The sequence below is a fragment of the Clostridium intestinale DSM 6191 genome, assembly GCF_900130055.1.
GTDB lineage: Bacteria > Bacillota > Clostridia > Clostridiales > Clostridiaceae > Clostridium_T > Clostridium_T intestinale.
The window spans coordinates 91,679-110,031 of sequence record NZ_FQXU01000006.1; the positions used below are offsets into that span (position 1 = coordinate 91,679).

Sequence of the window (18,353 nt, forward strand, 5' to 3'; positions counted from 1 at the left end):
TATGGCAAATTTAAATATAGATATTTTAGGTATGAAGTTTAATAATCCAGTTTTTACAGCAGCTGGCCCAGGTGCTAAAGATGGAGATATGTGTGTAGCAGCAGTAAAAGGAGGAGCTGGTGGATTAGTTACTAAAACTATATCAGTAGATGCGGCAGATGTTCCAAGACCTTGTATGGGAGCAACTAATAGCGGATTTTTAAATACTGAGCTTTGGTCAGAATTGCCTAAAGAACAATGGATAGAAAAAGAGTACTTAAAGGCTAAAGAAGCTGGAGTTCCTATGATAGTAAGTATGGGATACACAAAGGAGCAGATTGAGATAGTTGCTCCATTAGTTAAACCTTATGCAGATGCTGTTGAGCTTTCAACACATTATGTTGGAACAGATGTAACACCTATAGTAAATGCACTAAAGGCAGCAAAAGCAGCATTAGATGTTCCGGTATTTATGAAAATGAGTCCACATACTGACATTAAGGTAATAGCAAAAGCAGTAGAAGATGCAGGTGCAGATGGACTTGTTATGATTAATTCCTTTGGTCCATGTATGTCTATAGATATAAATACAGGACTACCTATAATGGGAAGTAAAAATGGTTATGGCTGGTTATCAGGAACCGCTATAAGACCACTTGCTATTAGATGTATATTTGAAGCTTCTCAGGTTGTAAAAATTCCTATAATAGGAGTTGGCGGAGTATCAAATGGAAGAGATGCTGCTGAAATGTTAATGGCTGGAGCTTCAGCTGTTCAGGTATGCACGGAAGCTATATTAAAAGGTCCAAGCATTTATGGAAAAATTGCTAAAGAACTTAATGATTTCTTAGATTCAAAAGGCTATAAAGATGTAAATGAAATAGTTGGACTAGCTTCCAAGGAGATAAATGAAAGAAACTTTAGAACTCACACAGTTCCTCCAGTAGTAAATCATGATAAGTGTATAACCTGTGGGATATGTAAGAGAAGCTGTGTATATGATGCTATAGAAATTGATGGAAAGCTTACTATAGATGATGAAAAATGCTTTGGTTGTGGACTTTGTGTAACTAGATGTCCTAAAGAAGCATTATCAATTTCCTACGTTTAATTAGTTGAGAAAGGGGTATGGTTATGGGGACAGTATTAATTAATGGTAGAGTTGTTACTCCAGAGGAAACCATTGAATGTGATATAAGAATAGAGAATGAAGTAATTGAAAGCATGGGTAAGAATTTAATAAAGGAAAACGACAAGGTTATAGATGTAAAAGGTGCTTATATTCTTCCTGGAGCAATTGATACTCACACACATTTTGATTTGGATACAGGAACTACCTTTACAGCTGATAATTTTGAAACGGGAACTAAAGCTGCTATAGTTGGGGGAACCACAACCATACTAGATTTTGCAACGCAAAATAAAGGGGAATCTCTAGAAGATGCTCTAAGTAATTGGCATAAAAAAGCTCAGTATAAGGCATACTGCGACTATGGTTTTCACATGGCAATAACTGATTGGAACGAAAAAGTTTCTAAAGATATGCAACTTATGATAGATGAAGGTGTAACCTCTTTTAAAATGTATATGGCCTATAAAAATTTAATGGTTAAAGATAGAGAAATATATGAGGCCTTAGTTAGAAGTAAAGAAATAGGTGGACTTATAGGCTTTCATTGTGAAAATGGAGATATTATAGATGCTTTAGTTTATAATGCTAGAAAAAATCATAAAACTAAACCTTATTACCATTTTAAAACTAGACCAGCGTGCTTAGAAAGTGAGGCTATTAATAGACTTGCTTCAATAGGAGAAGTAGCAAAAGCTCCAGTTTGGGTGGTTCACTTAAGTACTGAAATGGGACTTAAGGAGGTCAAGAAGGCAAGAGCAAAAGGTGTAGAGGTAGTACTTGAAAGTTGTCCTCAATACCTCCTTTTAGATAACAGCTATTATGGAAAAGAAACAGATGAAAGCTTTGAAGCTGCAAAATATGTTATGTCTCCACCTCTTAGAGGAAAAAATGATAATGAAGCTCTTTGGGAAGGAATTAGAAATGGAGATATAGATTTTCTAGGAACAGATCATTGCTCCTTTAACTATAAAGGGCAAAAAGATCTAGGAATAGATGATTTTAGTAAAATCCCAAATGGGGGGCCAGGAGTAGAACATAGAGTTTATCTAATGTATACCTATGGCGTTTGTGAAGGAAAGATATCTATAAATGATATGTGTAGATTAGTATCAACTAATGCTGCGAAAAACTTTGGGTTATATCCTAAAAAGGGAATAATACAAGTTGGAAGTGATGCAGATTTAGTTATTCTTAATCCTAACAGTGAAACTGTAATAACAAAAGATAAACAAACCCAAAATGTCGACTATACTCCTTATGAGGGCTTTAAAAGAAAAGGTTCAATTGAGCATGTGTTTTTAAGAGGAAATGAAGTTGTAAAAGACGAAAACTTTATAGATAATTCACCAATAGGTATATATCAGAGGAGAAATATTAGGCAATTTAATTAAGGAGGCTAAGAGATGTATACATTTATTCTTAATAATAGGGAAGTTGAGGCTAAAGAAGATATAAATCTCTTAGAATTTTTAAGAGAACAGGAAGATTTAACCTCAGTAAAAAATGGCTGCTCAGAAGGTGCTTGTGGTGCATGTATGGTTCTTTTAGATGGAAAAGCCATGAGAGCATGTATATTAAAAACCTCAAAAATACAAGGTAAACATGTAATTACAGTTGAAGGTTTATCAGAGAGAGAAAAAGAAGTTTTTGCGTATTCCTTTGGAGAAGCAGGGGCAGTTCAATGTGGATTCTGTATTCCTGGAATGGTTATAAGTGCAAAGGCTTTAATAGATACAAACAATAATCCCACTAGTGAGGACATTAAGAAGGCGTTAAGAGGGAATATATGTAGATGTACAGGATATATCAAAATAGAGCAAGCAGTTAACATGGCTGCAAAAATCATAAGAGAAGGAACAGAAGTTCCAGAAACACACTTTAAGGGTGTTATGGGAGAAAACGTTCATAGGGTTGATGCTTTAGCTAAAACCTTAGGAACAGGTAAATATGTAGATGATATGAAAATTAATGGGATGCTTTATGGATCAGCTTTAAGAACAAAATATCCTAGAGCATTAGTTAAAAACATAAATATAGAAGAAGCTAAAAAAATTCCAGGTGTAGTGGCTATATTAACATATAAGGATATCCCGGGAAATAGATATTTAGGTCATTTAGTTAAGGATTGGCCAGCACTTATAGCTGAAGGAGAGGAAACTAGGTATATAGGTGATTCTATAGCATTAGTTGCTGCTGAAAATAAGAAAGCACTTAAAGAAGGCTTAGAAGCAATAGTAGTAGAATATGAAGAAAGAATTCCTTTAAGTTCACCAGAAATGGCTTTAGAAATAAATGCACCCAAAATTCACGAAAAAGGAAATATACTTTTTAAACAGGTTTTAAATAGGGGAAATGCTGAAGAAGCCATAAAAAATTCTAAGTATGTTGTCACAAATAAATATTCTGTTCCCTTTACTGAACATGCCTTTATGGAGCCAGAATGTGCTATAGGTATGCCATATGGGTTTGGAGTTAAGGTTTATACTGGAGGGCAAAACGTATTTGATGATCAACATGAAATAATGTCTCTTTTAGGACTTCCAGAAGAAGAGGTAAGAATAGTTAGTAAATATGTTGGGGGAGGTTTTGGTGGTAAAGAAGATATGAGTGTTCAACACCATGCAGCACTCTTAGCCTATATAACTAAAAAGCCAGTAAAAGTAATATTAAGCAGAAAAGAAAGCATAATGATTCATCCTAAAAGGCATGCTATGGAGATGGAGTTCACAACAGCTTGTGATGAAAATGGCATATTAACTGCTATGAAAGCGGTTGTTATATCTGATACAGGTGCTTATGCGTCACTTGGAGGACCAGTGCTTCAAAGAGCTTGCACTCATGCAGCTGGTCCATATAATTATCAAAATGTTGATATAGTTGGAACAGCTGTGTATACTAACAACCCACCAGGAGGAGCTTTTAGAGGCTTTGGAGTTACTCAGACAGCTTTCGCAACAGAATGTAATTTAAATCAACTAGCAGAAATGGTTGGTATATCACCCTGGGAGATAAGGTATAAAAATGCTATAGAGCCAGGTCAAGTTCTACCAAATGGACAAATAGCAGATGAAGGAACAGCACTAAAAGAAACTCTAGAAGAAGTAAAGCAAGCTTATGAAAGTAGTCCATATGCAGGAATAGCTTGTGCCCTTAAAAATAGTGGGGTAGGAGTTGGAGTGCCAGACGTCGGAAGAAGCAGGTTGACTATTATAGCTGGAAAAGTTCATGTAAGATGTGGAGCAGCTTGTATAGGTCAGGGAATTGGAACAGTTAATGCTCAAATAGTATGTGAAACCACTGGAATAACCTATGACAAAATAGTTGTAGAAGATCCAGACACTCATGTTACACCAAATTCAGGAACTACTACAGCATCAAGGCAGACTGTATTTGCAGGAGAAGCTACAAAGCAGGCAGCTATTAAACTAAAAAAGGACTTAGAAAATAAAACACTAGAAGAACTTGAAGGCAATGATTATTATGGAGAATACAAAGGAGTTACTGATCCTATAGGTTCGGATAAAGAAAATCCAGTAAGTCATGTAGCTTATGGATATGCAACACAAGTTGCCATAATAGATGAAAATGGAATTCTTAAAAAAGTAGTAGCTGCTCATGATGTAGGAAGAGCAGTAAATCCTAAAAATGTAGAAGGACAGATAGAAGGTGGAGTAGTTATGGGACTTGGTTATGCTTTAACTGAGGATTATCCCTTAAAGGATTCCATCCCAACCGCAAAATATGGAACATTAGGACTTTTTAGAGCTAATCAAGTTCCAGATATAGAATCTATAATAATTGAAAAAAATACTGATGAGGTTGCCTATGGAGCAAAAGGTATAGGTGAGATAGTTGTTATTCCTACAGCACCAGCAGTTCAAGGGGCCTACTATAAATTAGATGGAAAGTTTAGAACAAAGCTTCCACTTAGTGAAACCCCATATAGAAAAAAATAAAAACTCATGTTTTTACATCATTATTGAGATAAATATTGTTTAGACAAGTATCATAATGAGTTAAATTATAGAATAGATTAGTATAGACTGGTAAAACATTCTAATTAAAACAGGGGGTTTTTTATGAAAGTCTATATAGTACTAAGCATGGATACAAATGATGTAATTTCTGTAGATAAGGTTTTTAGGGATAAGGAAATAGCAGAGAAGTATGCAGATATTCAAAATTCAAGAAACAGGGCGTTAGATTATTTTATAAGAGAAAGAGCTTTAATGGAAAACATAGATGAGCCTGTTAGTGTGTAGATAAAAAAGAGGTGTAAAAATCAAACTTAAATGATTTTTACACTTTTTTATGTTTATGAATAGAAATTATTACCGATAACCTTATTAAGAGAATAATTAATTAAAAAATACAGGAGGTAGATATGAAGATTTCAAGTTCATCTAATCTTAATTTATATGAAATAATTAAGGATAATAATAAGGTTGAATTAGTTTCTAATAAAAAGTTAGAATTGTCCCATACTAATGATAGAATTGAGATAAGTGATGAGGGAAGACAGCGTTTAGCTTCAGAAGTTGTAAACCATGCAGCTAAATATTTTGGAACTACTCAAATTAATGAATCGTTAAATAATATACTTGAGGATAAGTCTCCAGAAGTTAAGGAGGCGGTTTATAACATAATTCAATCTAATTTTATTAATAAAGGAAATGTCCCTAATGATAAGGAAAGGGCGGCTTTATTAGAAATGGGATTATCACAGGCTGAATTTATTGCTAATAATTATATGAATGAGAATGAAGCTAAAGATTTTATGAGTACAATCAAACAGATTGCGGCAATTTCTAAAACGGGAGAAGTGGATGTTAAAACAGGAATAGTAAGTTATTATACTCCACCTGAAAGACCTGTTGGTGCCCCTAAGGATTATATAAATCCAGAAGAACTCATGAAAAGGTTTGAACCAGAAACATATAAAAAATTTGCAGATGCTGTTATTAATAAGGGCGATTGGGCTAGTATTCTTATAAATTTTGCAAAAAGAGCATCAACTAATTTGGATTGGTCTAAAAAGTTTAGGGAAGAAAGTAATAAAAAGATGGAAGCTCTTGAGAATAGTATTACTCAAAATAGATTTGAATCTGTATCTAAAAACAGTTTAGAAGATTTTTCAAAAGGAATGAAGTTATCAATATTAAATGCTGGTTTTACAAGTACAGAGTTCATGTCAAAAAATATGGATGTTTTTATTAGAATAATTAAAGGTAATAAATAGTTTAAAGAGAGATTCTCAGGTTTTGAGAATCTCTCTTCTATTAACGAAGAGAAAATAAGTTTAATCAATAGCTAAATGAATTTACGAGAAAATCATTTCTTTAGTTTTGCTTGAATCAACCATATATTCGTAGGCTGCTATATGGTTGTAATATAATTGTCCAAGCTTTTGACCTGTAGGAAGGTTCCAATCTTTTTGAAGCTCAGATGAAATAGCAAACCAGTTTGTAGTTTTTACTCCAGCTTGAGCCAGTCTACTTATAGCTGATTGCTCAACTAAAGGACACCAGGTTCCAGATGAATCAATAGCAGCATAAACATCATAACCATCTCTTACGGCGGAGATAGCTGGGAATGTTAAACATACGTCTGTAACTATTCCAGCCATTATTAATTTACTTCTTCCGGTAGCTTTAACTTTTCTTAAAAAGTTTTGATCTTCCCAAGCATTTATTATTGTTCTATCTATTACCTGCACATCAGGAAACATTTCAGTAATTTCTTTTAAGAATTCACCATTTGGGCCACTGCTTTTACTTGAAGTTAATATAACTGGAATATTAAATAGTTTTGCAGTTTCAGCTAAGGAGATAATATTATTTTTCAAAATATTTGTAGGTAAAGTTTTCACTGTAGAAAGTAACCCAACCTGATGGTCAATTAAAATTAAAGCAGAATTTTCTGGAGTCAAAGTTTCATAAAATCTAGTATTATCTTGCATAATTAGAACCTCCTAAAAATATATTTTTGATTTAAACTACATTAATTAATATTCCCTTAGACGATTTTCATATGTTTTATAATTAATGACATTAAAGCTTGAACTTATAATGTTTTAACGATAATTACTAAAAATTAAGCGTTTATTTTAAAAACCCCATATTCACATTAATTTCATGGTAATATAAAGGTAGGAATAATTAAGTAAAATGGTACATATAGCTTTTTATTAGCGACTTAGAAAACTAAAGGGGAATTTATGAAAAAATTTAATATTAATTTTAATGTTGATAGGCTTAATATTAGATTTTTATGCAGTATTTAATCTATTTAGATTTAAGATAGGTTTTAATATTATTGGGAATAGGAGATATGTCAGTAGGACTAGTAGAGTGAAACTAAATAAGTATCTTGTAATCGGCGGAGTAGGAATTACTATAACTGCCATTGCATCGATTTTAAAGATATTTCTATGGTAAAAGGGGGAGAATATGAAAAAGAAGTTTTCAAGATTATTTATAATTAATATTTTGTTTTATTTAAATAATTTTCTTTACTTAATATTTGGATTAAAGATAGAGAGTAATTCTTTACAACAGGCTTGGTCAATAACACCTCTTATCTTTATTGCAATAGTATATGATTTTATGGATTATTTATGGAAAAATAACTTAAGTATTAAAAATAAATCCATAGTAGATTTTATTATAAGGATTTTAGCTTTTTTAGCAGTATTATATAGTGATGAAAATAAAATGATATTTTTTATTTTACTTATGATATTAATGACTATAACAAATATACTGATAGAATTTGATATAAAAAAAGATATAAACAATAATAATTATTATAAGGATATAAAAGAATTTGATTTATATGAAAATGAAAAGTTGGATAACTTGATAAAAAGATATTATTATTATAAAAATGTAGATTTAGATAAGTGTAATCTAGATAATAGATATGAAGTAGATAAAATGTTTAAGCTTGAAAAGAATGAGACTTATTCAAAATGGATTTCCTTTTGCTTAATGTACATTAACCTTGCTACTTCAGATCTTTTTAAAGGTAAAATAAAATTTTTTATAGGTGTAGTACTTTTAATATCATTTTTTGTATATATTCGTACATCTCAAGAAAAATTCAGCTACTTTTATAAAGATGATAAGATATTAAAAATAAAGAATATAAGGAATAATGTTTTTTTATTTATAGGAATGTCTACGTTATATATTATGAAGGTATTTATTATAGGAAATACTTTGTTTGAGTTAAGTTTTAAGTCTGAGATGTGGATCTTGGTTATAGCTGTGCTTTTGTTTAGTTTTTCCCTAAATGAAAGTCAACAAATACTAAATAAATTCACTGATAAAGGATAGTAAATGAGCTATCGCAAATATGCGGTAGCTCATTTATTTTAGATATATTACAAAATAAATGTTAAAAAAATAACTACGAATATAACGTTATAAGTTTGTAAATTATGATTATAAAAGAAAAAGCCTTGATATCTCCGTAATACTCTTGAATTCATAGATTTGTATAAATAAAAAATTGAATATTTAGAAAAATATTAGCAATTTAATGTTAAAAAATTAACATTATTTCTGAAAAAAGTGATATAATTAAATAGTAATAATATAGAAGAATTTTATATAGGACAAGGAGGTTCTTTTATGGAATGGAAAAAAAATTTCGAAAGTAAGATAGTTACTGCAGATGAAGCTTCTAGAAAAATAAAATCAGGGGATAGAGTTGTTTTAGGCAATGCTTGTGCAGCTCCCAAAGATGTTGTTAAGGCCATGGTTTTAAACAAGGAAAATTATAGAAATGTTGAAATCATGAATATGCTTTTGCTAGAAGAATGTGAATATGTAAAACCTGAAATGGAGCCATATTTCCGTCACAATTCTTTGTTTGTTGGAGGTGGAGTTAGAGAGGCTGTTATGTCTGGAAGGGCAGATTATACGCCATGTTTTTTTTCTGAAATGCCTAAATTATTTAGAAGTATAAGGGTAGATGTAGCTATAATTAATGTTAGTGCACCTGATGAACATGGATATTGTAGTTTTGGGGTATCTGTTGACTATATTAAGGCAGCAGCAGAAGAAGCAAAAATTGTTATAGCAGAAGTAAACGATAAGATGCCAAGAACTATCGGAGATTCTTTTATACATGTTTCAAAGATAGATTATATAGTAAAGACATCAAATGATATAGTTGAACTTACACCTCCAAAGATTGGGGAGCTCGAAAGAGCTATTGGTGAAAACTGCGCAAAGTTAGTAGACGATGAATCAACTCTTCAATTAGGAATAGGGGCTATACCAGATGCTGTTTTATTATTCCTTAAAGATAAAAAGAATTTAGGGCTTCATTCGGAAATGATTTCTGATGGAGTTGTTGAGTTAATTGAATCAGGTGTTATTACAAATGAGGCTAAAACTTTGCATAGAGGTAGATCTGTAATTACATTTCTTATGGGAACAAAAAAGCTTTATGATTATGTAGATAATAATCCTAATATCATAGTATATCCAGTTGACTATGTTAATGATCCACGTGTTATAGCTCAAAATGATAAGATGGTTTCTATTAATTCTTGTATCCAAGTGGATCTTATGGGACAAGTGGCTGCAGATACAATAGGATTAACTCAGTTTAGTGGAGTTGGTGGACAAGTTGATTTTATAAGAGGAGCTGCAATGAGTAAAGGCGGTAAATCTATAATAGCAATGCCTTCAACAGCTGGACATGGAAAATTTTCAAGGATAGTCCCTATGTTAGATGAAGGAGCCGCGGTAACCACATCTAGAAATGATATACATTACGTTGTTACTGAATTCGGGATTGCAGAATTAAAAGGAAAAACCTTAAGGGATAGAGCAAGAAATTTAATAAATGTTGCACACCCTAATTTTAAAGAAGAATTGATAAGTGAATGGGAAAGAAGATTTAAAATGAAGTTTTAGAAATATGCATATAGACATCCTATAGAAATGTGGGATGTCTATATTTTATTATAGGATATTGAATTTATACTAAATGACTATCATTAATAGAATATGTAATTAAGATTTTTCCTCAAGAATACAGATTATTTTCCTTAAGGCTAATACTATTGAGCCTAAAGAAAAGAGTAATGCAAACAAAAAAATTCCATTTGAACCATAAGAAAATGAAAGTAAAGATGAGAGAAATATAAGTACAGCTGCATAAAATAAGAAAGTTTTCATAGAACTCCTCCTAAAAAATAAAAAATAAATTAATAAAGATATCATACCATATTTTTACTTGTTATAAATATGATGCATTTAATTGGTACATAAAATAAAGTTTTAAATATACTTGAACTATTATTATATTTGTTATATATTATATATAACAAATATAATAATAAAGGAGGAGATAAAATGCTCATAAGAATTGATTTTCAAAGTGATGTTCCTATATATCTTCAGCTTAAAAACCAAATAGTCCATGGAATAGCAAATTCAGAACTTCAGCCTGAGGAGAGTTTACCTTCTGTTAGACAAATGGCTGAAGACATTGGTATAAATCTTCACACTGTAAATAAGGGATATAACCTATTAAAGGATGAAGGGTTTGTTACTATTGATAGACGTAAAGGTGCAGTAGTAAATGAAATACCTATTAAGCCAAGCGAAAAGGTTAAGGAAACTTTAAAAGATGAATTGAAAAATATAATTGCTCAAGCGCATTGTTTTGGAATGGATAAAGAAGAGTTTATAAATGAGTGTTTAAGTATGTATGACGAATATAATAAATAAACCTCAAGGAGGGGTGTTTTATGAATAACGAATTAATTAGTAATGTGATGTCAATTTTCATTTTTGCTTTGTTATATTTGACTTTTTTAGTTACACCTAAGATAACTAGAAAGGATTTAATATTTGGTGTTTCAATACCATTAGATAGGACTAAAGATGAAGAAATTAAAAAAATATCTAGAAGTTATTATATTGAAGTAACAGGGATAACTTTAATTATTGCTATAATATATTTTATAATATTAAACAATGTGTTTAACCACCCTTTAACTTTAGTATTATTTACTATTGTTATTATTGGAGCATATTTTGTAATCTATTTAAGAGCTAATAAAAAGATGAAGATATATAAAAGTAAAAATAATTTTATGGGTAATAAAAAACAGGTGGTTTATGTTGATACCAATATGTCTAAAACCTTAAGAAAAGATGCCGTGGTACATCCTGTTTGGTTTATTATACCTGGAGCTATAGCTTTAACTAATTTAATTTTACCGCTTATGAATTATGATAATCTTCCAGAGAAGATAGCTGTGCATTGGAATATACAAGGTGTTGCAGATAATTTTGTATCTAAATCTGTAGGTTCAGTTATAAGTACTGGATTAATGCCTTTAATATTAGTTGGGATTTTAGCTTTTACAAATTACTCTATTGCTATAAGTAAAAATAAAATTGATGCAAGTAATCCTGTTAAAGCTTCACAAAAATTATTTAAGTTTAAGAAAATTAATTCCATAATGATATACTGTTTAACTATTGGATTAACTCTTTTATTAACAACATTTAATTTAAAATCTTATAATATTATTTCTTTTGATTTAGCTAAATTTACTCCAGTTTTAATTATCTTTTTCCTAGCAGTAGTTATAGGACCTATCATTATAAGTATTAAAATAGGTCAAGGTGGAAGCAATATAAAGGATAAGGATGAATCAGATATAAATTCTGATGTTATAAATGTTGATGACGATGAGTTTTGGATACTTGGATCTTTTTACTATAATCCTAATGATCCATCAATATTTGTAGAAAAGCGTTTTGGAACTGGATGGACAATGAATTTTGGAAATAAAATATCTATTATTATATCGATAATATTCATAATATTTGTAGCTATAATGATACTAATGCCAGTTATATTTTCATAAAGTAGGGGTGTGTTGATATGGTAAGTAATAATGTAATAATTTCAATGATTATAGTAATGGTTATTTGTGTATTATTTCCTATAGGAATATTTATATATTTCAAAATTAAAGAAGGGATATCTATAAAGACAACCTTAGGTGGAATAATAGGCTTTGTATTATTTGCATTAATATTAGAGCAAATACTTCATAAAATTGTTATGTACTCTAATATAATTCCAACAAATACTTTTGCTTTTGGAATATATGGGGCGCTGGCTGCTGGAGTATTTGAAGAAACAGGAAGATTTTTGGTTTTCAAAACTTTTTTAAAGAATAAAAGAGAATGGAAAGACGGACTAGGATATGCTATAGGTCATGGAGGAATAGAAGCTATACTAGTTGGAGGATTGAGTTTTCTGAACTCTTTAATAATAACTTTTGCATTAAACTCAGGCACTTTAGATACGATGCTAAAGGGACAAAGTGAATCTATGGTTGAAGGTATTAAATCTTCTGTAATGAATGCAACTCCTTTAATGATTGGGGTTGGTGGTATTGAGAGAATATTTGCATTTATGGTTCAAGTTGGACTTACTTTTGTAGTGTTTTATGGAATTAAAAAGAGAAAAAATATTTATCTTTTATATGCAATATTGCTCCATGCATTAGTAGATTTTATTCCTGCTTTATATCAAACCAAGATAATAAGTAATGTTTTTATAGTAGAGGCAGTTGTAGGTATATTTGCAATTATAGCAGTAGTTTTTACTATAAGAAGTAGAAAAATATTTGAGAATATTGAATAAGAAATAAAACTCTGAGAATAATTTTTTGTCCTCAGAGTTTTTTCTATTTACAATAAAATATTTTAGGAATATATTGTATTTACAGTTAATTTCCCTAATATGTTTCCAGTTGAAAATGATGAAGAAGAGGTAGAGAAAATGACCCGTATATTACTTGATGGAATAAGAAAATAATTATAAATATAGGAGGCAAATTACCATGCACAGTAATTCTGTTATTTCTGTACAAAATATTACACAGAAATTTGGTTCCAATAAAGTACTTGATAATGTAAGTATTGAGGTAAAAAAAGGTGAGGTATTAGGTATCTTAGGACCTTCTGGTTCTGGAAAAACAACTTTAGTTAAGTCTATAGTTGGAATGCAGACACCTAATTTAGGAAGCATTGAAGTATTAAATACTAAAATTCCATCATTAAAAGTAACATCTAAGGTTGGTTATATGGCTCAATCTGATGCCTTATATGAGGACTTAAATGCAATGGATAATCTTTTGTTTTTTGCTGAACTTTATGGATTAAAAGGAAAGATAGCAAAAGAGAGGGCTAGAGAGGTTTTAAAACTTACACATCTTTTAGAAGATGAAAAAAAGGCTGTGAGAAACTTCTCTGGCGGAATGAAAAGAAGACTATCTCTTGCAATAGCTTTAATACACACCCCTGAGATTCTAATATTAGATGAACCAACAGTTGGAATAGATCCAGTGCTTAGACAGGAGTTCTGGGGCAAGTTTAATGAACTTAAAGATAGTGGTTGTACTATAATAATTACCACTCATGTTATGGATGAAGCTGAGAAATGCGATAGATTAGCCCTTATAAGAGATGGAAAGATAACAGCATTATCTTCTCCAGAGGACTTAAAAAAACAAGCTAAGACTGAAACTATAGAAGGTGCTTTTTTATATTTTGGAAGCTTAAAGGGGGAGAAATAATATGAGAAGTATTACTGTGGCTAAAAGAGTTATGAAGCAGATAATAGGAGATAAACGAACCATAGGAATGATGTTATTAGCACCTATATTTGTTATTTATCTTTTTAGTATAATATTGACTTCTGCTCCAGAGAAGGCAAAGGTTGATGTAATATCAGCACCAGAAGAGTTTATAGTTTTCCTTAAAGATGAGGCAGATGTCACAAATGTATCTAATGAAAATGAAGCTATAAATAATCTTAAAGAAAAGAAATCGGATGGATTTATAGATTTTAGTGGAGACAAAGCAGAAATAACTATTGATGGTTCAGATCCTAATACAGCAAAACTTACAATAAATTCTGTAAGTAAGGCAGTGTCATCTTATTCAGAAGATAAATTATCTGTATTTATAAAAGATATCAGTAAAGCCTTAAAGGGAAATACAGTGAAAGTAGATATGCCTAATAAACCAGAGATCAATTATCTTTATGGCTCAGAAGATATGGATTTGTTTGATGTTTTAGCACCAACCATGATGGGATTTTTTATATTCTTTTTTGTATTTTTAATAGCAGGAGTATCGTTTTTGAGAGAGAGAATAAGCGGAACCTTGGATAGAATATTAGCTACTCCCTTAAAAAGAAGTGAAATAGTACTTGGATATTTTATAGGCTTTGGTGTATTTGTAGTTATTCAGACTGTAATTATACAACTGTTTATGTTTTATGGATTAGATATAAATTTAAAAGGAAATTTTTTAAGTGTATTATTAATAAATATAATACTTGCAGCGGGCTCTCTGTCCTTAGGTACATTTTTATCTTCATTTGCAAGAAATGAACTTCAGTTGTTTCAATTTATACCAGTGATAATAATTCCTCAGATTTTATTTAGCGGAATATTTAATTTAACAGAAGCTCCAACATGGGTACATGTTTTATCTAAAGTATTTCCACTTACCTATGGAGCTGAAGCTTTAAAAAACGTTGCTATAAAGGGATACACTTTAGGAGAAGTTTCTTTTGATGTTTTTATGCTTGCAGGATATGCAATATTATTTATAATGCTTAATATATTAGCTTTAAAGAAATATAGAAGGATTTAGAAGTGAAAAAGTAGTTTTTAATATAATAAAAACTACTTTTTGCACATTATACTATGCTAAACTAAATACATAGATAAGCATAGTATATAGTAAAGCTAAGCATATAGTAAAACTAATCATTTAGTTAAATATAGTACATAGTAAAACTATGTACTTAGGTAAACACAGTATTTGGTAAAATTTAAAAGCAAAAGGATTTAAAGAGGATTAAAAATAAGCATCTGAAGAGCTATAGTGTAGACAATTCTTTTATAGCTTTAATCCCAATCTCAATTTCATCATTGGTATTAAAGTAAGAAAAGCTAAACCTTACTGCTCCTTGTTCTTTAGTTCTTAAAGCTTCATGCATAAGTGGAGCACAGTGAGCTCCAGCTCTTGTTGCTATTTCATAGTTATTCCAAAGTTCATCACATACAAGGTTTGAATCATAATCGCCAAGATTTAAAGTAACTATAGGAGCTCTTAAAAAAATGGAGAAGTCTCCATAGATATGTATGTTTTGAGTATCTTTAATTCCATTATAAAACTTCCACATATGAGAGAGTTCCTTTTCTCTTATTTTATCTATTCCTATTTCCTCTATAAATTCAAGTCCTGCTAAAAGTCCTGCTATACTGTGGCTATTAACTGTTCCTGCTTCTAAAGCATCGGGCATTTCTAGGGGATGGGACTTTGAATAAGAGTGACTTCCGCTGCCACCTGTTTTTAATGGACGTATTGGAAGATTAGCTTTTATACATACTCCGCCTGTACCTTGAGGTCCCATTAAAGATTTATGACCAGTAAAGCAAACTATATCTATGTTGAATTTGTGCATATCTATAGGGAAAACTCCAGCAGTTTGAGAAGCATCTAATATAAATAGTAGATTGTTTTTTTTGCAGATTTCTCCTATAAGGTTTATATCTATAAGATTTCCTGTAAGATTTGAACCATGGGTGCAGACTATGGCTTTAGTGGTTGATTTAATTTCTTTTTCTATTTGAGAGTAATTTAAAATTCCATTTATATCAGAAGGGATTATAGATAAATCAATTCCTTTTTCTCTTAAGGCATAAAGTGGTCTTAAAACAGAATTGTGTTCAAGTTCTGTAGTTATTACATGATCACCTATGCTCAGACAACCATTTAAAGATATATTTAAAGCTTCTGTAGAATTTGAAGTGAAGGCAACATTTAGAGGATTACCAACGTTAAATAATTCTGAAACTTTTTCTCTGGTTTTATATACAAGTCTAGAAGCATCAAGAGCTAAAGAGTAAGAACCTCTAGAAGGATTTCCTAAAGTATTTATAGCATTTGCAACAGCTAGAGCTACAGTATCTGGTTTAGGGAAGCTTGTAGCTGCATTATCAAAATAAATCATTATATTTGCACCTCTTTTTCAGTTGAAAGTTGAAAGTGGAGAATTGAGAATTATTGCGTTTTTTTGACTAGATAGTTCCATTAACCATCAACTCTCAATTATCAACTACATAATATTATAGCAAATGTATCTCTTAATTCACCAACTTTTCTTTCCAACATAGACTTATGGATTTAAACAAAGCTAAATCTTTCTAAACTAAAAATTATGGTATAATTAATCTAGTAATTTAAAACTAAAAGTGAGGTGTATTTATAGTTGATTAAAAAAAGATTTAATAGTACAGGAGTTTGTGTTCCAAGAAAACACTACATGGTTGATATAAGTAAAAAGCTTATTCAGATTAAAGAACTTATAGATAATGAATTTTATTTTACTATAAATAGACCTAGACAATACGGAAAAACTACTACATTAAGCAGATTAAAAAATTTATTGACTGAAGAATATTTAGTTATAAATATTAGTTTTGAAGGGGGACTCCATAAAGCCTTTGAGGATGAAGAGACCTTTTCAAATAAATTCTTAAAATTGATATATCAATCTATAAAAGTTGAAATAGAAAAAAATAATCAATTAATAGAATTATTTAATACCAAGGTTCAAGATCTAGATGAATTATCAGATTCTATAACTAAATTTATAGAACTATCAGAGAAAGAAGTAATTTTATTAATTGATGAGGTTGATCAAAGTTCAAATAATCAGTTGTTCTTAAGTTTTATAGGAATGTTAAGAAAAAAATATTTAGCAAGAGAAGTAGGAGAAGATTATACTTTTAAATCTGTTATATTAGTTGGGATGTATGATATTAAAAGTTTGAAATTAAAGTTAAGAGTAGAGGAAGAGGCTAAATATAACTCACCTTGGAATATAGCTGTAGATTTTGATGTAGATATGAGTTTTTCCCCAGAAGAAATATCAACTATGCTTAATGAGTATAGGGAAGCTAATAATATCTATGATATGGATATTAAGGCTTTAAGTGATGAAATTTACTTCTTCACAGGAGGCTACCCCTATTTAGTAAGTAAGATTTGTCAGATTATTGATGAAAAAATATTATTTGAAGAGAAGCTTCCTTGGAGTAGAGAAGAAATTCGAAAAGCAATTAAAATGATTAATGAAGAAGTAAATACTTTGTTTGAGAGCATAATCAAAAACTTAGAAAACAATAAAGAATTATATAAATTAGTAAGTAGAATTTTAGTTGATGGAGAGCATATAATATTTAATCCGTTGGACCCAACCATAGCATTAGGGTTAACCTATGGAATATTTAAGAAAGGTGAAAATGGGGTAGAAATAAGTAATAAAATATTTGAAGAAATAATTTATAACTATATGATATCAAAAGTACGAACTTCAGCTAATAATATGAGTTTGTACAACATTAAATCCAGCTTCACAAATAATGATGGAGGATTAAATATAGAAAAGATTCTTCAGAGGTTCCAGCAATTTATGAAAGAGCAATATTCTGCTAAAGATAAAGAATTTATAGAACATCATGGGAGGATTATATTCTTAGCGTTCATAAAACCTATAATCAACGGAACAGGATTCGATTTTAAAGAGGTTCAAATATCAGAAGAAAAAAGATTAGATTTAGTGATAACCTACAATAATTTCAAATATATAATTGAAATGAAAATATGGAGGGGAGCGGAGTATCATAAACAAGGGTTAAAACAAATTTGTGATTACTTAGACATACATGGATTAGATAAGGGATATCTTCTTATATTTAATTTCAATAAAAGTAAAGAGTATAAAACAAGCACTCTTACTATAGATAAAAAGGAAATTTTTGAGGTTTATGTCTAAAATATTTATAATTTACTAGTAGGTGATTAAGATGAATGAAGAAATTTTTAATTTAATTGCATTTAACTCAACAAGTAATGCTATAAGAGCAGAGAAGGAATTAAAACTAAATGATATAGAGGTTAAAGTTTTACCTGTACCTAGAGATATAACAGCAAGTTGTGGGTTATCTATAAGAATAAAAACTGAGGATTTAGAGAAAGCCATGTCTACGCTAAAAGAAGAAAATATTGATGTAGCTGGATATTACAATGTTAGTAAGATTGGATTAAATAGAAACATAGAAAAAATAGAGCTTTAAGGAAAATCACTATAAGGTAGATAGAAATTATTCTACAGT

The 18,353-nt window shown here is 30.3% G+C and carries 18 protein-coding genes; 15 read left to right on the forward strand and 3 right to left on the reverse strand.

Features of this window, described 5'->3' with window-relative positions; all coding sequences use genetic code 11:
- Position 1: 1 nt before the first annotated feature.
- From BUA92_RS09685 to BUA92_RS09705, 5 genes are all read left to right on the forward strand, one after another.
- Positions 2 to 1,090, forward strand: coding sequence for a 4Fe-4S binding protein (locus BUA92_RS09685; RefSeq protein ID WP_073019075.1), 1,089 nt, complete (start codon positions 2 to 4; stop codon positions 1,088 to 1,090).
- A 23-nt stretch (positions 1,091 to 1,113) separates the two neighbouring features.
- Positions 1,114 to 2,502, forward strand: a complete 1,389-nt coding sequence (gene hydA, locus BUA92_RS09690; RefSeq protein WP_073019077.1) for a dihydropyrimidinase — start codon at positions 1,114 to 1,116, stop codon at positions 2,500 to 2,502.
- 12 nt (positions 2,503 to 2,514) lie between these two features.
- Positions 2,515 to 5,067: a selenium-dependent xanthine dehydrogenase gene (gene xdh / locus BUA92_RS09695; RefSeq protein WP_073019079.1), complete on the forward strand. Its 2,553-nt coding sequence runs from the start codon at positions 2,515 to 2,517 to the stop codon at positions 5,065 to 5,067.
- Between the two features lie 123 nt (positions 5,068 to 5,190).
- A complete protein-coding gene (locus BUA92_RS09700) occupies positions 5,191 to 5,373 on the forward strand; it encodes a hypothetical protein (RefSeq protein ID WP_021803588.1) in 183 nt (60 codons plus the stop codon).
- A gap of 122 nt (positions 5,374 to 5,495) precedes the next feature.
- Positions 5,496 to 6,350 (forward strand): hypothetical protein, encoded by an 855-nt coding sequence (locus BUA92_RS09705; protein ID WP_073019082.1) that lies wholly within the window; start codon positions 5,496 to 5,498, stop codon positions 6,348 to 6,350.
- Positions 6,351 to 6,431: 81 nt separating this feature from the next.
- On the opposite strand, the gene BUA92_RS09710 is transcribed toward BUA92_RS09705, so the two are convergent.
- On the reverse strand, positions 6,432 to 7,070 hold the full coding sequence (locus BUA92_RS09710) for an isochorismatase family protein (RefSeq protein WP_073019084.1): 639 nt from the start codon (positions 7,068 to 7,070) through the stop codon (positions 6,432 to 6,434).
- 283 nt (positions 7,071 to 7,353) lie between these two features.
- Here BUA92_RS09710 and BUA92_RS09715 point away from each other — a divergent pair, with 283 nt between their 5' ends.
- The 3 genes from BUA92_RS09715 to BUA92_RS09725 all read left to right on the forward strand — a co-directional run bounded on the left by BUA92_RS09715 (position 7,354) and on the right by BUA92_RS09725 (position 10,041).
- A complete protein-coding gene (locus BUA92_RS09715) occupies positions 7,354 to 7,548 on the forward strand; it encodes a hypothetical protein (RefSeq protein WP_073019086.1) in 195 nt (64 codons plus the stop codon).
- A 12-nt stretch (positions 7,549 to 7,560) separates the two neighbouring features.
- On the forward strand, positions 7,561 to 8,448 hold the full coding sequence (locus BUA92_RS09720; RefSeq protein WP_073019088.1) for a hypothetical protein: 888 nt from the start codon (positions 7,561 to 7,563) through the stop codon (positions 8,446 to 8,448).
- A gap of 297 nt (positions 8,449 to 8,745) precedes the next feature.
- The gene (locus tag BUA92_RS09725) at positions 8,746 to 10,041 is read left to right on the forward strand and encodes an acetyl-CoA hydrolase/transferase family protein (protein WP_073019090.1); all 1,296 of its coding nucleotides are present in this window, start codon (positions 8,746 to 8,748) and stop codon (positions 10,039 to 10,041) included.
- A gap of 99 nt (positions 10,042 to 10,140) precedes the next feature.
- Here BUA92_RS09725 and BUA92_RS23260 read toward each other — a convergent pair whose 3' ends face one another.
- Positions 10,141 to 10,305 carry a hypothetical protein gene (locus BUA92_RS23260; RefSeq protein WP_175550885.1) on the reverse strand — a complete coding sequence of 55 codons (165 nt, stop codon included), beginning with the start codon at positions 10,303 to 10,305 and terminating at the stop codon, positions 10,141 to 10,143.
- A 177-nt stretch (positions 10,306 to 10,482) separates the two neighbouring features.
- Between BUA92_RS23260 and BUA92_RS09730 the strand changes: the two genes are divergently transcribed.
- From BUA92_RS09730 to BUA92_RS09750, 5 genes are all read left to right on the forward strand, one after another.
- Positions 10,483 to 10,860, forward strand: a complete 378-nt coding sequence (locus BUA92_RS09730) for a GntR family transcriptional regulator (RefSeq protein WP_073019092.1) — start codon at positions 10,483 to 10,485, stop codon at positions 10,858 to 10,860.
- Positions 10,861 to 10,880: 20 nt separating this feature from the next.
- Positions 10,881 to 12,011: a DUF1648 domain-containing protein gene (locus BUA92_RS09735; RefSeq protein ID WP_073019094.1), complete on the forward strand. Its 1,131-nt coding sequence runs from the start codon at positions 10,881 to 10,883 to the stop codon at positions 12,009 to 12,011.
- A 17-nt stretch (positions 12,012 to 12,028) separates the two neighbouring features.
- Positions 12,029 to 12,799, forward strand: a complete 771-nt coding sequence (locus BUA92_RS09740; RefSeq protein ID WP_073019096.1) for a YhfC family intramembrane metalloprotease — start codon at positions 12,029 to 12,031, stop codon at positions 12,797 to 12,799.
- A gap of 199 nt (positions 12,800 to 12,998) precedes the next feature.
- Positions 12,999 to 13,733: an ABC transporter ATP-binding protein gene (locus tag BUA92_RS09745; protein WP_073019099.1), complete on the forward strand. Its 735-nt coding sequence runs from the start codon at positions 12,999 to 13,001 to the stop codon at positions 13,731 to 13,733.
- 1 nt (position 13,734) lies between these two features.
- A complete protein-coding gene (locus BUA92_RS09750) occupies positions 13,735 to 14,820 on the forward strand; it encodes an ABC transporter permease (RefSeq protein ID WP_073019101.1) in 1,086 nt (361 codons plus the stop codon).
- 229 nt (positions 14,821 to 15,049) lie between these two features.
- On the opposite strand, the gene BUA92_RS09755 is transcribed toward BUA92_RS09750, so the two are convergent.
- A complete protein-coding gene (locus tag BUA92_RS09755; RefSeq protein ID WP_073019104.1) occupies positions 15,050 to 16,186 on the reverse strand; it encodes an aminotransferase class V-fold PLP-dependent enzyme in 1,137 nt (378 codons plus the stop codon).
- A gap of 258 nt (positions 16,187 to 16,444) precedes the next feature.
- Here BUA92_RS09755 and BUA92_RS09760 point away from each other — a divergent pair, with 258 nt between their 5' ends.
- Both BUA92_RS09760 and BUA92_RS09765 read left to right on the forward strand, forming a co-directional pair.
- A complete protein-coding gene (locus BUA92_RS09760; protein ID WP_341412238.1) occupies positions 16,445 to 18,013 on the forward strand; it encodes a P-loop NTPase family protein in 1,569 nt (522 codons plus the stop codon).
- Positions 18,014 to 18,044: 31 nt separating this feature from the next.
- Positions 18,045 to 18,314, forward strand: coding sequence for a putative Se/S carrier protein (locus tag BUA92_RS09765; protein ID WP_073019106.1), 270 nt, complete (start codon positions 18,045 to 18,047; stop codon positions 18,312 to 18,314).
- Positions 18,315 to 18,353 lie beyond the last annotated feature (39 nt).